General features: G+C 43.0%; 13 protein-coding genes. 5 read left to right on the forward strand and 8 right to left on the reverse strand.

The genetic code is table 11. The features are described from left to right. The first annotated feature begins 15 nt into the window (after positions 1–15). Positions 16–303: a hypothetical protein gene (locus FIV04_RS26140; protein ID WP_152471412.1), complete on the forward strand. Its 288-nt coding sequence runs from the start codon at positions 16–18 to the stop codon at positions 301–303. 62 nt (positions 304–365) lie between these two features. On the opposite strand, the gene FIV04_RS26145 is transcribed toward FIV04_RS26140, so the two are convergent. Both FIV04_RS26145 and FIV04_RS26150 read right to left on the reverse strand, forming a co-directional pair. Then, positions 366–785 (reverse strand): hypothetical protein, encoded by a 420-nt coding sequence (locus tag FIV04_RS26145; protein WP_152471336.1) that lies wholly within the window; start codon positions 783–785, stop codon positions 366–368. 1,018 nt (positions 786–1,803) lie between these two features. After that, positions 1,804–2,205, reverse strand: a complete 402-nt coding sequence (locus FIV04_RS26150; RefSeq protein WP_152471337.1) for a hypothetical protein — start codon at positions 2,203–2,205, stop codon at positions 1,804–1,806. Between the two features lie 232 nt (positions 2,206–2,437). Between FIV04_RS26150 and galE the strand changes: the two genes are divergently transcribed. Genes galE through FIV04_RS26170 form a run of 4 tightly spaced genes read left to right on the forward strand, consistent with a single transcriptional unit; the run spans position 2,438 to position 5,893 of the window. Beyond that, the gene (galE, locus tag FIV04_RS26155) at positions 2,438–3,448 is read left to right on the forward strand and encodes a UDP-glucose 4-epimerase GalE (RefSeq protein ID WP_152471338.1); all 1,011 of its coding nucleotides are present in this window, start codon (positions 2,438–2,440) and stop codon (positions 3,446–3,448) included. Between the two features lies 1 nt (position 3,449). Further along, positions 3,450–4,499, forward strand: coding sequence for a UDP-glucose--hexose-1-phosphate uridylyltransferase (locus tag FIV04_RS26160; RefSeq protein WP_152471339.1), 1,050 nt, complete (start codon positions 3,450–3,452; stop codon positions 4,497–4,499). Between the two features lie 4 nt (positions 4,500–4,503). Further along, positions 4,504–5,646: a galactokinase gene (galK, locus tag FIV04_RS26165; protein WP_152471340.1), complete on the forward strand. Its 1,143-nt coding sequence runs from the start codon at positions 4,504–4,506 to the stop codon at positions 5,644–5,646. Beyond that, complete coding sequence (locus FIV04_RS26170; RefSeq protein WP_152471341.1) at positions 5,633–5,893, forward strand: hypothetical protein; 261 nt, start codon at positions 5,633–5,635, stop codon at positions 5,891–5,893. The genes galK and FIV04_RS26170 overlap by 14 nt, the downstream gene beginning before the upstream one ends. Positions 5,894–5,924: 31 nt before the next feature. Here the strand turns inward: FIV04_RS26170 and FIV04_RS26175 are convergent, their stop codons facing one another. From FIV04_RS26175 to FIV04_RS26200, 6 genes are all read right to left on the reverse strand, one after another. Then, on the reverse strand, positions 5,925–10,607 hold the full coding sequence (locus tag FIV04_RS26175; RefSeq protein WP_152471342.1) for an SslE/AcfD family lipoprotein zinc metalloprotease: 4,683 nt from the start codon (positions 10,605–10,607) through the stop codon (positions 5,925–5,927). A gap of 601 nt (positions 10,608–11,208) precedes the next feature. Then, positions 11,209–11,706 carry a hypothetical protein gene (locus tag FIV04_RS26180; protein WP_152471343.1) on the reverse strand — a complete coding sequence of 166 codons (498 nt, stop codon included), beginning with the start codon at positions 11,704–11,706 and terminating at the stop codon, positions 11,209–11,211. 860 nt (positions 11,707–12,566) lie between these two features. Further along, a complete protein-coding gene (locus FIV04_RS26185; RefSeq protein ID WP_152471344.1) occupies positions 12,567–13,109 on the reverse strand; it encodes a type II secretion system protein in 543 nt (180 codons plus the stop codon). Positions 13,110–13,526: 417 nt separating this feature from the next. Then, positions 13,527–13,874: a hypothetical protein gene (locus FIV04_RS26190; protein ID WP_152471345.1), complete on the reverse strand. Its 348-nt coding sequence runs from the start codon at positions 13,872–13,874 to the stop codon at positions 13,527–13,529. Positions 13,875–13,882: 8 nt separating this feature from the next. Continuing rightward, positions 13,883–14,266, reverse strand: a complete 384-nt coding sequence (locus FIV04_RS26195) for a hypothetical protein (protein ID WP_152471346.1) — start codon at positions 14,264–14,266, stop codon at positions 13,883–13,885. Positions 14,267–14,306: 40 nt separating this feature from the next. Beyond that, positions 14,307–14,738 (reverse strand): hypothetical protein, encoded by a 432-nt coding sequence (locus tag FIV04_RS26200; RefSeq protein ID WP_152471347.1) that lies wholly within the window; start codon positions 14,736–14,738, stop codon positions 14,307–14,309. Positions 14,739–15,177: the final 439 nt, after the last annotated feature.

A 15,177-nucleotide genomic window follows, 5' to 3' on the forward strand; every position in this document is an offset into this window, starting at 1 on the left:
GGTACCGATTTCAAAATGCTTTGTAATGAGTGCCCTGGCAGCTACCCTGGGATAGCTGACATTCAAGACATTTCCTATGATGTTGAGGCAAGCATTCAGGGAGTTAATCAGAAATTCTCACTACAAAGTGGTGTTACGAGCACAATAAACCTAGTTAGGGATTCTAATGGTTACTTTGGTGGCAATGGTGTCGCTAAAGTGAAGTTTGATCTGGAATACGATAGAAGTGATTCAACAACGACTGTTGCTATTGATTTGAACTATGAAGATACGTTAACTCTGGTGTTTGAACCGGTAATTTAAAACTATTTGACCAGAAGATGTGCTCACCCCCCTGCTACATGAGGACATCTTCTGGTCATCCTTTATATTCTATTTAAAAAAGATAATTCCACCTTCTTCTTTTTTGCATATTCTTCTGCATTTTTCTTAGCCTCGATATCATCTTTTAATAAAAAAGGCATAATCTTAGGTTTTCCTTTTTCTCTCCACATTACTATCCATATCTCACCCTCGCCTTCGATGGTTTTGTGACATACGGATACTCCACCCTTCTTGCCCCAAAGACATCTAACGGACTTTGTTTTCTTTATGTACATCCATATCTCTTCGCCCCATGTGCTCTTGCCTAGTTCATCCCTCCAGGCTTGCGCTGAGGTCATTGGGTGTAGATATTTTTCGTTCGAAAAATCTTTGCTTGTATACGTTCCTTTCTTGAGCATAGGAACTCTTGCCCTAAAACTGCCAGGTCTATTTGATAGTTCAACGATACCGTAATTGCTCATAAACTAATTTTCATTTTGATATTGAGTTGAGAAGTAACTGACAATAGATATAAAAATGAAAGCTTAAGTAAGCTTTTTAATATAAAACTATTTTTAATTAACAATATATTCGCAAGTCATTGTTTTACATCTACTTATTGTTGTGTTTGTTTTTTAATTGTTATCGAGTTAATCCTACACGATCCCGTTAAACAATAAAAGACAATGATCTCTATATAAATTAACAACCCCTTTAAAGAAAACACTGTTTTATAACTCTGTGGTTCACATGATTCGATATTTATTGATAAAATTGAATTTAAACTCTGAAAATACAATCAAAATCAGTTTTTTACTTCAAAACACCCCCGATGTGGTTTTTGATATAATATTTTGTTTAATTTTTTCGGGTTTATATAGGATTTGGTTATTAATCCATAATAAAGGGGAGCATCTTCTTTTATGCTTAACTACGGTTAGAATACCTACCCAAAAAGCCCGTATGATTCACTGGTAGATCGTGCGAATGAAGTGAGAACTGCCGCGGTTGGCAATCACACTGACAAACACTACGACAATGGCTGATGATTATTCGGCGGCTGGTCTTGAAGCCATTGATTTGCCATAGCCATATGGCTTTGACACTCAGTTTCTTAAGCCGTCTGACTCAGATGGTGTGATTAAAAATTTAGATAAGCGTATACTGCATTGTTTGGCGGTGCAGAGTTCGAATGAACTTTAAAAGAGGTTTTCTATGAGCAATGATCGCGCCTGACATTAACCATACACATAATGGTCATGACTTTGAGGAAGGGGTTGTTGTGCCGTTAGGTCATGGTCCATTGTTTTTTACGCCGAGAATTGGATGCCAAGTGAGCAGTAAAAGGAAAAACTATCACTTGTATGGTGTGTCAGTTTTAAAGCCAACGGACTCATTTTAACGAGTTTGAAATGGATTACGAAGGCCAGTACTTGTTTCACAAGTATGATCTATGACCTCGCAATGCGGAGAGGTTTGTTACTTCATTTAATCGCTGTTTTACTTTGAATACTTTTTCGCTTTTGCAGTAAACACAGAGAGTTTTTTTCGACACTGAATCAACTCAGCCCACTCTTGAGTTTTTACTATCTCATCGCCATTCATTTGCTCTAGAGCTTCGACTAAAACTGTTATCTTTTTAACGACTCTTTTGTGCGAGTGATACTCATACAGTGTGATTGGCCACAACACCATTGCTCGCATGTGCTTGCTCATTTTGCCCTCAGTATCAATCGCCAACCACTCTGGGTGAATCCACTTAAAAGCTAACAAAATTGGAGATATTGCCAAGTATGCGCTGAACACCCCTATTACAGTGGTAAATTTTGCAGCGTTAACAACGGTAACCAATAGGTTCAATGTCATTAGCGCAATAGCCCAATAAGGCATTATTTTCTTCATTACCGACCTACCTAGATTTGTCTTTCCATTACTTAATGATACCAGTTGCACTTTAAGGCTGACTAAAATCCTAGTTTAATGAAATTACTTAACAGATGTCGCCCGTTAAATATAGAAAATTCTTTACGATATTTCTCTTTCCAACCATTTGATTTTGCAAACGACGAGTAGATCATTTTTCTACTTAAAAATATGCATATACTTCTCAAAAAAACAGTAACACAGAGGCATCATGAAAGTTTTAGTTACGGGCGGCATGGGCTACATCGGAAGCCACACATGCGTTCAGATGATAAATGCAGGCATTGAGCCAATTATTTTAGACAATCTTTGCAATAGCAAGATCGCAGTCCTCAACAGAATAGAAGAGCTAACTGGGAAGCTTCCTACCTTCTATCGCGGAGACATTAGAGAGTCTGAAATTTTAGATCTCATCTTCGAAGAACAAGATATAGATGCCGTTATTCACTTTGCTGGTCTTAAAGCTGTTGGTGAGTCGGTAGCAAAACCAGTTCATTACTACCAAAACAACGTGGCAGGAACTCTTTGCTTAGTTGAGTCGATGAAGAAAGCAGGCGTTAAGAATTTGATTTTTAGCTCTTCAGCTACCGTTTATGGCGATCCTGCGGTCGTACCTATTACAGAAGGCTCTCCAACAGGCGGCACAACAAATCCATACGGTACCAGCAAACACATGGTTGAGCGCTGCCTGATGGACCTGGTTGACGCGGAAAGTGATTGGAGCATCACACTACTTCGATACTTCAATCCAGTCGGGGCTCACGAATCAGGTCGTATTGGCGAAGACCCACAAGGTATTCCTAACAACTTAATGCCATTTATCGCTCAAGTTGCTGTAGGGCGCCGAGACCACCTTTCGGTATTTGGTGACAACTACGACACACCTGATGGCACAGGCGTTCGAGATTACATCCACGTAGTCGACCTTGCTGATGGTCATTTAGCCGCATTAAATAAACTAAAAGACAAAGGCGGTCTCCACATTTTCAATTTGGGAACGGGTAACGGAACAAGCGTTCTTCAAATGGTAGAAGCATTTGGCCAAGCATGTGGAGCCCCAATTAAATATGAAACTTGCCCTCGTCGCCCTGGCGACATCGCAGCTTGTTGGGCAAGTACACAAAAAGCCGAAAGGGAACTTGGCTGGAAAGCAACACGTACTATTGCAGAGATGACAGCAGATACGTGGAATTGGCAAAGCAACAACCCTGAAGGCTACTAACATGTCAGAAAAATTTAACCCTGTAGATCATCCACATCGTCGCTACAACCCACTTACGGGTCAGTGGATTCTAGTGTCACCACACCGAGCTAAGCGCCCTTGGAGCGGCCAAGACGAGAAACCATCTAACGAACAGCTACCTGCATATGATGAGAACTGTTTCTTGTGTGCCGGCAACACTCGAATTTCAGGCGATGTGAATCCGGACTACAAGGGCACTTATGTCTTCAAAAACGACTTTGCTGCGCTTATGGAAAATTCGCCAGCTGCGCCTAAGTCAAATAATCCTCTGTTCAAAGTTGAAGGTGTAACCGGTCTTAGCCGAGTTATCTGTTTCTCTCCTGACCACAGCAAAACTTTACCAGAGCTACCTGTAAAAAAAATTCGAGGTGTCGTAGACACATGGACTGAACAAATCGAAGAACTTGGGAAAGACTACGTTTGGGTTCAGGCGTTCGAAAATAAGGGTGAAACAATGGGCTGCTCTCAGCCTCACCCACACGGTCAAATTTGGGCAAATAGCTTTTTGCCGAATGAGATTGAGCGAAAAGAGAAAAACCTAAAAGAGTACTATCAAGAAAACGGCAGTAACTTGCTCGTAGACTACGTTAAATCTGAGCTTGAAGATGGCTCACGAATCGTCGTTGAAACAGAGCACTGGGTTGCTGTTGTACCATACTGGGCTGCATGGCCATTCGAAACCATGCTGATGCCTAAAACTCATATTCGTCGCATGAGTGAACTCACGGATGAGCAGCGTGACGACTTGGCAGTAGCCATCAAAAAGCTTACTAGCCGATACGACAACCTGTTTCAGTGTTCATTTCCTTACTCAATGGGCTGGCACTATGCGCCGTTCTTCGAAGAAGGCACTGATATAGAACACTGGCAGCTGCATGCCCTTTTCTACCCACCATTGCTTCGCAGCGCGTCTGTACGCAAGTTTATGGTTGGCTATGAAATGCTAGCAGAATCTCAACGCGACTTGACTGCTGAACAGGCAGCGCAACGTCTACGCGATCTAAGCGACATCCACTATAAAGAGCAGTAACACAATGAGTAACCTATTTGACAAAGTACAGAGCGCTTTCGAGCAGATCTTTGGCGAAGTAAACACACACCTAATTCAAGCCCCTGGTCGAGTGAACCTAATCGGCGAACATACCGACTACAACGATGGCTATGTTCTGCCTTGTGCAATCGACTACCAAGCGGCAGTTGCTGCTAAAAAGTCTGGCGACAATATGGTTCAGGTTTATTCTGTTGATTACAACCAGACGGATGCATTTTATCTGGATAAAGAGATCACACACCACCCAGAATACATGTGGGCTAACTACGTTCGTGGTGTTGTTAAGTGTCTGCAGTCTCGCGGCTTTGAACTTGGTGGTGTAAACCTGACTGTTAGCGGCAACGTTCCTCAGGGTGCGGGTCTTAGCTCTTCTGCCGCTCTAGAAGTGGTTATTGGTCAAACCTTTAAAAATCTATTCAATCTTGAGATTTCTCAGGCTGAGATTGCATTAAACGGCCAACAAGCTGAAAACGAATTCGTAGGCTGCAACTGTGGCATTATGGATCAGCTTATTTCTGCAGAGGGTGTAAAAGATCACGCGTTGCTGATCGACTGCCGCTCTCTAGAGACTTACCCTATTGGCATGCCTAAAGGTATGTCGGTTATGATTATCAATTCGAACAAAAAACGTGGTCTGGTTGATAGCGAGTACAACACTCGTCGCGAACAATGTGAAGAAGCCGCTCATTTCTTTGGTGTTAAAGCGTTGCGCGATGTCAGCCTTTCACAGCTAGAGAACCGCCGTGATGGTCTTGATGACGTTGTTGTTAAGCGAGCTCGTCACGTTATTACCGAAAATGCTCGTACGCTTGCTGCATCTAAAGCTCTAACGGAAGGTGATATGGGTCTTGTGGGCAAGCTTATGGAAGAATCTCACGCATCGATGCGCGACGACTTCGAGATTACCGTTCCTGAGATTGATTATCTCGTTGGCCTAGTTAAGTCGGTAATCGGTGAACAAGGTGGCGTTCGAATGACCGGTGGCGGCTTTGGTGGCTGTATTGTGGCTCTTTGTCCTCCTCCACTGGTTGATGATGTCGTTACTGCCGTTACTGAACGTTATCAGGCTCACACAGGGCTTAAAGAAGATATTTACGTGTGCAGTGCGGAAAATGGCGCAGGCTAAAAACAAGCTCGAAAAGCTTGCCACTTGGAACTATAGCCGAAGATTCGGCAATATGAACGCTTGGCTCAATGACGACGAAGGTGGCGTAAGAAAAGTCCCTAAAGATGTTATTCAGTCAATTATTAACGATGCTTCGAGTGGCAAGTTTTGTACCGTAAAGGCGGTTGCAGCAAAGAATCGCGTTACCGACGCTACGGCAGCGAAATATTTAAGAATGCACAATGTGGAACTAAAAAAGCCCCTATAATTTGGGGCTTTTCTATTTATACGCAAGGAGACTAATCTTGCTCTCCATAACTCAAAGAGTTGACTCCAAGCGGGCTATCTTCGGGATTATCCAACCTTAAGCCAGATAACATTGAAAGTGCCGCATCGCTAATACCACCTGAGTACACTTTGGTTCCATCTGGATTGGTCGTCGATACCTCTCCCGGGTTCCACGCCACGAAAAAGTCACTTAGGTCATAGCCTGACACATACGAAGTACATAGCATCATTAAATCGCCCCCCGACAGTCCCGTCTCCTGCGTGCTGCAGTAGTTAGTGCCATCGCGGTCTTGCAAATTATCGCCCTGCTTATCTCCACGCGCCTTTCTGTGCATTAGCTTAACCATGTTCCAGCCTGCATCCTGAGCATATATCGGCGGCTGACTTGCATCGGCTTCATACCAGTCATCCAATGAAAAGTGGGTTTTTGCCCATATTTTTAATTGGCCAAGCATGACTAAGCGAATACCTGCATGCCCATTTGACCAGGCATGCCCATTGTTTTCGTCTAGCCATAATGGGGCTTTTTTAATATCAAATATGATCCTGTCCATTCGCAGAGGTAGATCGTCACGACCCTCAAGCTCTTGCATGTATAGAGCAAGGAAGTTGTTGGTTACTTCTGTGCTGCCTTCTGCCATAAATGGCGGAGAAGCCAAGTTGTGCCCTATTTCATGCCAAAGTATCCAATCATTGTTCGCGTGAGTCGGAACGTATGCTCTGTCAGCCTTGAAGCTACTATTCATCACTGGATAACCAGAGTGAGCGTGGCCCACTGAGATTTGTACGTCGTTAACAAACCTATGACGGAAACCCTTTAGGCTATCGTAGGTATAACGACGGTGTTGGCCGCTATCGACCTCTTCGTCGCGACCATAGAAATCACTCGCTGCATTGGCAAAGCGATTCATATTTTGAGAGAACCCTGCAACATCCATATTGCGGACATTGTTTATCGGGGTGGTGTAAATGAATGTGCCAGTATCCAATTCTGCAATAGGCGCAACAGAAGAGTCAGGGCCATTCACCCAAGCTCCGTCTTTCCACCAAGCGGCCGTCTCAACATTTTCAAAGTTGAATGTTTGCTTTCCTAAACCTTTCGCTTTTGGCTTAACGTAGATCAATCCGCCATAAGGAGTGGTAAAGCTCAGACTGCTGCCATCGTAATGATAGTTGGTTTGCATACGTGGCGGGCGTTTTAGACCTACCTCATGATTCGCTCTGCCTGTCAGATCATCGGCCATCATGACGGTAATCGTCGCTTCTACACCGCCGCTTACCGTAACTTCTTGCAGTTGAGGTGCCCACAATCCAGTTGATTGCTTATTACCTGCTGAGTAGGCAACACTGTTACCGTCAGTCTCAATGTCGACAGAACCGCTAGAGCCGCTACCTGGAGTTTTACCAGGGTATTCCGTCGTATCAACAACGATATCGTAATCCCAGAATGAGCGGCCAAGCATAATTCTCGTCAGAGGCTTTTCCATGTAATTGATAGGATAACTTGGATTCAACTGGTTATTTAAGTCACCATATCCGTGAATCATGCCATTTGCGACTAACGAAGCTTTCAGATCGCTAGGGCAACTTGCTTCTCCGGAATCAGGCTGGTGTTGGCCGCCGGTATAACAGTTTAAGAACTGCACAGCTTCCTTGAAGCCAAGCTCATCCTGCACATCGTCTTGGTAGCGATATGGATTGTCATTCCACATCCAAACAGCCAAACTGTCGTAAGCCTTGTTCAGCTCCGATGTTGACAAGCGCAGACCTTTCTCCCCCTTTGTTCGGTAGTAAATTTCGTGGTTGTACAGTGCAGTAAAGTTAGATCCTAAGTTCGCTGACTTCACCATACTTTCAATCACATCGGTACTGACTTCATAGCGATCAAAGTCAGGTCGGTGATACTTACCTCGAACAGTAAAGTCATGCCCCTTACGAACTTCAATACAATTGAACTCGTACTCGTACGAATTGGCACAAACCGGTGCATTTTCAAATGCGGTTTGCAGCTCTTTGATTGCAGCTTCGCGTTCTTCCTGTGTGTTCACAAAAATACGGGCATACTTCTCAACCATGATTGGAGAGCCGTCTGCATTTAGCTCAGGGTTGCCGTCGCTGTCCAGTTTTGTTATTTCATAAGTAGGGATCTCAAACTTAATCTTCGTCTCATCTTTGATCCACTCAACGCTACCATCTTGATGAACAGTAAATGGCTGTGAGCCAAAATTGTCTTTGAATCGCTCAAACACCACCATTTCTTTTTGGCTCTTAACATGTAAGTTGGGATATGGAGAATTACAGTAATGAGAGCCGCCACAAAAGGCTTGATAAGTCGGTGTTACGTTCTGACCTCCAATCGATACGCCAGCGGCATCGGCCAAGCGACCAATTGGCTCCGGGTTAATCTCTTGAATCGCGTCCATAAACAACACATTACCTCCATCATTGATGTATTTGATAAGGGCGGTAACATCATCTTGACTCAGGTTAGGATTTTCTAGATCTGACAAAAATTGATTGGTCTTTTTTCTTATGGCCATCGGTGGATAGGCCTGAAGAATTAAGATTGGAGTATCAGAAACCGATAGATTGCCAAAGCCAGAGTGTGACAGCTTTTCTACATAACCAAACCCATATTCATCACTAATAAAGAAGGGATATTCGATGCCCATAAGTCTATTGTGAGTTGCTAAATACCCTTTCTCAATATTGGTTGCGACATTGACCTCCTGGGTTGATTGGCCATTGTTGAACCACTCAAACAAGTTAGAAAAGAAGCGCTTCATATTCCCTTGATCGTCATGATTCGAGTTTTCTATCTCGTTTATTGTGCAGGATTTTGTTGAACTATCGACAACAACAGAGCGACTGCCCCAATAAGCATCCGGACAAGATAGAATACTTGGGTATAGCCCGTTCCCCATGAACACCACTTTGCCCTCACCGATGCTACCGGCAGTAACGAATGGGAAGCCATAAATTGCGCTGTTTTTGGTTACCAACGGGACTTCTGGCATCTCAACGCCCGGATACTCTGCAATATACGGACGCCCCTCGCGTGTCCATATTTGTTGCTCGCCAAGTGGTATTTCACTGTTTATATCAGTACGGGGCATCATGATCGGGAATGCTTCGTTCGATATATTTAATGCTCGCATACCACGAGTGTTACCGGTAGCTCCGTAATAGCTACCTGTGTCGTTAAACACATGAAAACTGTCAACGTTAGCAAAAATCTGCTTCAGAGTGTTCGTGACATATTTATCGTCAAAGTCTGTACTTAGTGTTTTTGGCGTAAATACAGCGCGCATTTGAGGGTAGGTTGAGGAAAGTTTAAGATCGCTGTCAATCGCAGCCGTTAGACCACTATCAAACTGTTCTTCAAATTCGTTTGGCAACAAAAAGTCGGTCCCATCCAAACGTCCACCATTAGGAAGTGATAGGTTAATTAGTTCATTGATGACATTTGGGTACTTGGCAAAAGTCTGATGAATGTTGTCACTGATCTCTAATGATGAAGCGTTGCGAGTGGCATAACGCTCGAGCAGTGATTGAATATTGTCTTTTGTAATGGGATTTTCAGTGACATCAGTTATCTTGTAATTAACCTGATTCCCCTTCACCTTACCAATCTCGAACGTATCGATGCCAAATGTAATGGTGTCACCCCATTTGTACTCAAACTCACCGTTTTGATCGGTAGTGCCGTTAGAGTGAGCAGAGAAAAAACCTATATTAGCAATCGGTGTGCCGTTTGCATCGGTAAGTGTACTTCGAGTGAGTATTTGTGCAGCAGCGCTTGGCTGGTATGCATAGCTTGCCTCAGCATTGGCAGAAACAAAGCCTGAGTCCAGATTGTTGCTTGCATCGGGATCGAGTACAGGGATTACCGTATCATCTACGTGAGAACTTGGAGTCTCGCCTGTATTGTCTGTATCTTTTTCCGCGATGGCGTCAAAGTACGCTTCAACTTTGTCATCATCATCGAGGTTCTGATAGACCTCTTCAATGTCAAAAGAATCTATTTCACTCAAACATATAGCGCCTTCCGTCTCGCAAGAATCGATAGACTGAAGAACTTTCACCGCATTGGCACCGCCACCACTAAGAACGTCGGTTACATCAAACGACGTTGACAACTTGTCATTTTCCACCGTCGCTATCATTAGGCTTTTTGGCTGTTCAGAGAGTGGCGCGACAAAGCTACCTAATACAATCGAGCCAAGGTTACACGCAAATGGAGTGCCCTCTTCCACCTCAAATGTTCCATCAGCCTCTGCTAGTCGCTTGCCATCACAATCTACATCGCCTTTGATAGTTTTACCTGCAGCCAATAGAGAACTTACATAGATCTTTGGCGGATAAACAACCACAGGCGGTTCTGGTTCAGGCTCGGGGTCTGGTATGACGGGCGGCTCTATCGGCTCTGGTTCTACAGGAGGCTGAGGTTCTATTGGGGGTTCTGGCTCAGGGTCTGGTTCAGGCATCACAGGTGGGTCGATCGGGTCTGGTTCTACAGGAGGCTGAGGCTCTATTGGTGGTTCAAAAGGAGGCTCAGGCTCTACTACTTCAGGTGGGCTAGGTTGCCCGGGATTTACTGCACTATCCGTAGAGTCATCGTTACAGCCGGTTAAAATAAAAGACAAAAAAATGGTTAGTGCTAACGAATTTTTTGCCGAACAATTGGAAGCCATACACTACTCCTTAAATTACACCATCCTTTATTTGGTGCAAAAATACATGTTATCTGGCGTTTTTTTGTAGAAGGGAAATCACAAAGAAATGACTGATTATGAAATTACTGTCAGCGTGAAAACTGCGAAAACAGTTATATTCTCTTACGCCAATGTGGACAATCGGGAGCAAGGGAAAACTTGACGTGATGCAATGTAGATTGTACATGCGCAAAAAACCGCCCTATTGGCGGCTTTTTGTTGGAAAAAGGTGATCAAAAAGCCCCAATTAAGGGGCTGTTAATGAGAATAAATTCTCCACTCTATATAAGAGCTATCGCTAAGAACGAGTTGTCTTTCCCGTTCCACAAGGTTAGAAGATGTCTTAGCTAATAAACATTGTACATTAGCAATCAAACTAATCAACCGTCCTTTATTATTTATCTCATCAAGTCTAGATTGGGTGATTTTCACCAAGTCATTTGGTGTACTGACCACTTAACAATGGTCGTTATGGTGATTTAGAACTGGACATCTATCGGTTGAACAACAAAGGGTTCCAACATAGAGGTTTATCAAAGTGATAATCAGAAGAGAGACAAAGACACGTTGCTCTATTACTTTAGTACCACTGACATCGCTGAGCTAACTCGTAAGCAGTTCTAAAACCATCAAGCGACATTGTTCTCTTTCCACCCTCGACAAATTTATTTGACGAAAATACCTCGTAAGTTACCGTCAACCCATCTTTAAATCGCTCGAGCATAAGTTGATATTCGTGGTCAGTGACCAGATGTCCGTAAGGAACCTTTCTGTTCTTCAAACCGACAGTAACACTGCTTGAATTGTCTACAGTGTAAGTCGCTCCTATCCCCTCAAAGGAACCACTGGCTATCAGGTTTGCTCTAGCGCCCCCAGGAGCCTTAGGGATAAATACAATGGCGGGAATTGTTCGCTTGTTCATCGTCGTTGGTGCAACGACACATGTTCTCTCTTTCGTATCCGGGTTTGTCCATAGGCCAACACTCCAATCGTCAGATACAGCCACCGCTTGATAGTTTGAGCTTGCGACGCTAGAAAACGAAGCAAGTGTGCAAAGCAATGCGGCAGCCTTACGCATTTATTAGTATCTCGTACATAGCACCTACCATGATCATGTTTCTTAGTTCAATTTTATTCCAAAAACCCAAAGAACCAGCAGGATAAAAACCATAAAGCAAATTGGTCTAAGCAGCATAACAACTTCCCTTTTATAATAGCGGCAACCGACCATTATATTGGTTTGTTAAAGTAAGGAAAGGTGAACTGTTACATTTGTGGCTTATAACACAAATTTTTAAACGAATTACTCATACCAAAGAGGAGTTATCAAGCTTAAAAACATGCATCTGAGCAGGGTGTTATTGCAACAAACTAAGCTCATCAGTGGCAATTAATTTTGAATTTTAACTAAGCGAACAGTAAACAATCTTGGCCCACCTTAGCTAAGAGCGACATATCCAGACTTTATAAGAACCGCCGATAATTCTATGCTAGTCAATGACTTGAAATGGAAAAAGAAAAAAGGCCCACACCATGTGAGCCCAAAAGGATTTAAGAATTCCATTAACCGAAACAAAAAGATAACTTGATCGTAGACACTACCTTTACCAGTGTTAGTGAAGTTTGTGTTTACAAAGTTGTGGCCAATAGTAACCACTGTACAACATGTCGCAGGCAAAACAAAAGAAGAGAAAGTTTTACCTTGGGAAGTGACATTTCTATGAGAAGGTTGGCGTTCAACTCACACTCAAACAATACAACTGCACTCTATTTACAGTCAATGCTAACCTTAGCTTTAGAGTCAAAAGTGTGCGGAGTTGCATTGTCTAATGTGGTTTTGTTCAATAAGAGCCAACACTTAGCCTTCCTCTTAAATGATTCAGCCAGGCCTCGCCTGATTGTTGAGGCGAGTGTTTAAACTTGTTGCGGGGAGTTAGATTAGTCACAAGGGACAACTGTCAATTTAGGTGGAGAATACATTGCAGTATCAACAAGTACGAGCCAATTTTCATACAAAATATGACACTTAGTTGTATCCCTAAAGCCTTTTGGCGATATTTTAATGGACGACATAAAACCACCAGATACCGACACCGTGTTCTGGTCATGTATAAACCAGTCACTTCCCTCAACAGCACTTAGATTTGTCACCAAAGCAGGTAACGTTCCCCAATCAGCTGCAGGGTATCCATATCTGAAAACACACAGATTAGAAATATCACCCTCATCCGTTCCGCACTTACTAAACAAGTCTGGATAGTCCGCTGAGGATACTCGCGACTCGTTCTCAAGCCCCTGAATGGCGAGTTTGCCATAAGCAATCCCCATAGCTCCGTTGATTGTTCCTTTCATTGCGTGCAGTGTGGCGTTTCTCGCATCGACCTGTAAGTTTAAAAAGCGTGGGGCGGCGGACACCGCTAAAATGCCAAGAATTACTATAACCACAACCAATTCAATCAAAGTAAAGCCGTTTTTCTTCACACTACTTCCTTACAACTTTTAAGGTTCGATATCCGCCAAACATTATCGTTTCAATTCAAATAGAATCGGTACTGTCACCATTGGTCAAGCGGCCTTCTAGAATGGAAAGAGAATGCTTGCCGACCAGCGGGTAAAGTCGCGCTGTCAAATTGTTTTTCTCTATGAGGGTGAGTTGTTGAGTGCTTATTTTAACAGCGAAACGGGCGAACTTAAAGGTAGGCGTCCTTTTACTACTTGTGAATACAAAATAACCGACACAAAGGTCGGTTTAATCGCATGGGTCATTGCCCCTTAGGCGCATTAAAGTGCTTGGAACTTCATGACTAGAGACACTTATTTATGATAACCATGACTGCATGGTTAATATAACTGACACCAATATTAAGACAATCTTCAGAGCATTAAAGTACTGGGAATTCACTTAGAAAATATGTCCCAATCTACTGAATTTACAGCCTCCATGGCCCTTATCTGCTCTTCTAGTTGACGAACTCTCGCCTCTTTGTCTCGTAGTTCCATTTGATATAGTTTGTCGCAATCTAGTCTCTTCGGGCCACCAAACTTATACTTAAGCCTCATGCCAATTCTTGACTCGGTATTGTCATTGTAATATGAGTTCTCACCATCATAATCCGCAAGATCTTTTTCAGTGTATGCAATGATTTCAAATGGCGTGTCGCCCGCATCGAATGAACAGCTAATACCATCAGAGGTTCTTATAGAATCCGCAAACACTCCGGTTGACAACAATGCGAACAAAACCAAGAACAACCTCATTTTTTAACCCACAACAACTTAGCAACCGTGCATAACTTTATGCGATACATAGACTGAGAGGCCAATGGCTTCGATATAGAACAAATCTTAAACTTCTCAGGTATACCCATCGCTTTTAATCGCACAGGAACGTTGATGGTTTGCTCTACCCCACGACCGAGAGAGACTGTTTCCATAACGACTTTTCCATTGACAGTGATATCGAATGCTTGATGGAAATCGTCTGTATTGGTTATTGATATAGGTACGACTTTTACGCCAGTGAGCGTCACAGCTTCAGTTGGATTAGATTTGCCGCCATAACTTGAAGGAGATTGACTTTGCGCGACACAGAGACTGGAAAGGGTCAGCAAAGTCACTATTAGTATTTGTTTCACCATAAAATATCTCAAGAGAGGGCTAAGCCCTCCCTTTAGCCCACTAGCTACACGTAACTTCTAGAACGGCTGTTGCCTGGTAATCACCGGCATCTGTCACAATATTGTCAGAACGAACAAAGAAGCCGATCGTTGCTCCTTTCGCTACGCCAACTTGCGAAGATGAAACTTCGACATTGGTATCATTGTAAAGTTTGTATGTTGTACCACCAGGAAGCGTGGTCGAGCCTGTATCACTTACTGAAGATAACTGGTAGGTGATCGTGTTTGCCGTGGTGGAAAAAGTGACCTTAGCTTGCTCTGATTCAGCTGGTGCTGAGCTAGTTCCGTCTAGGATCAAGGCACCCGTTGGTGTGTCTACGGTGGCCGTGCAGGCCGATGTTATCGTCTTTGAAAACGTCATATTGTCTGAGGTGGCAGCTACAACAGAATTAGATGCAGCGATCACAGCTAAAGCTAAAATTAGTTTCTTCATTTAAAAACATCCTAATTAAAAATGATTTCACATCATAGAAAGTCCGCTGCAATTATACAAGAAAGCATCCCTTATCAGCCAATAAAAAACCAATAAAACTGTAAAATTAAAACTCAACATCCTCTAATTAAACGAATTAGTAACATTACATTGACATAAATAGTTCAAGAAATCCGATGCGCTGTGAGTATCTAGGTTTAACTCTACCTTGGTTTAGAAAGGTAACAAACACATTATTTCTCGATAGCTTTTGCTAGTACCGGAAAAACAGATCAACTCGACCATGTCAAGGCCTCACATAGCTACCTTATCAAACTTTGTTTAATTTAATCATATAGATACATATCAATTTAGTCACATAGCTAACATGGGCTCACAGCTTTGCTGCAATGATTTTGAATGAATAAGACAGTAAAAGTCGCGTGTTCGATCGGTGTAT

Origin of the sequence: Vibrio sp. THAF190c (genome assembly GCF_009363355.1) — a bacterium.
GTDB lineage: Bacteria > Pseudomonadota > Gammaproteobacteria > Enterobacterales > Vibrionaceae > Vibrio > Vibrio fortis_A.

Coding starts and splice junctions, on each gene's coding strand:
- galK (WP_152471340.1), top strand. CDS start 4,504: ATGAGTAACCTATTTGACAAAGTACAGAGCGCTTTCGAGCAGATCTTT.
- galE (WP_152471338.1), top strand. CDS start 2,438: ATGAAAGTTTTAGTTACGGGCGGCATGGGCTACATCGGAAGCCACACA.
- FIV04_RS26170 (WP_152471341.1), top strand. CDS start 5,633: ATGGCGCAGGCTAAAAACAAGCTCGAAAAGCTTGCCACTTGGAACTAT.
- FIV04_RS26175 (WP_152471342.1), bottom strand. CDS start 10,607: ATGGCTTCCAATTGTTCGGCAAAAAATTCGTTAGCACTAACCATTTTT.
- FIV04_RS26200 (WP_152471347.1), bottom strand. CDS start 14,738: ATGAAGAAACTAATTTTAGCTTTAGCTGTGATCGCTGCATCTAATTCT.
- FIV04_RS26160 (WP_152471339.1), top strand. CDS start 3,450: ATGTCAGAAAAATTTAACCCTGTAGATCATCCACATCGTCGCTACAAC.
- FIV04_RS26150 (WP_152471337.1), bottom strand. CDS start 2,205: ATGAAGAAAATAATGCCTTATTGGGCTATTGCGCTAATGACATTGAAC.
- FIV04_RS26140 (WP_152471412.1), top strand. CDS start 16: ATGCTTTGTAATGAGTGCCCTGGCAGCTACCCTGGGATAGCTGACATT.
- FIV04_RS26195 (WP_152471346.1), bottom strand. CDS start 14,266: ATGGTGAAACAAATACTAATAGTGACTTTGCTGACCCTTTCCAGTCTC.
- FIV04_RS26180 (WP_152471343.1), bottom strand. CDS start 11,706: ATGCGTAAGGCTGCCGCATTGCTTTGCACACTTGCTTCGTTTTCTAGC.
- FIV04_RS26145 (WP_152471336.1), bottom strand. CDS start 785: ATGAGCAATTACGGTATCGTTGAACTATCAAATAGACCTGGCAGTTTT.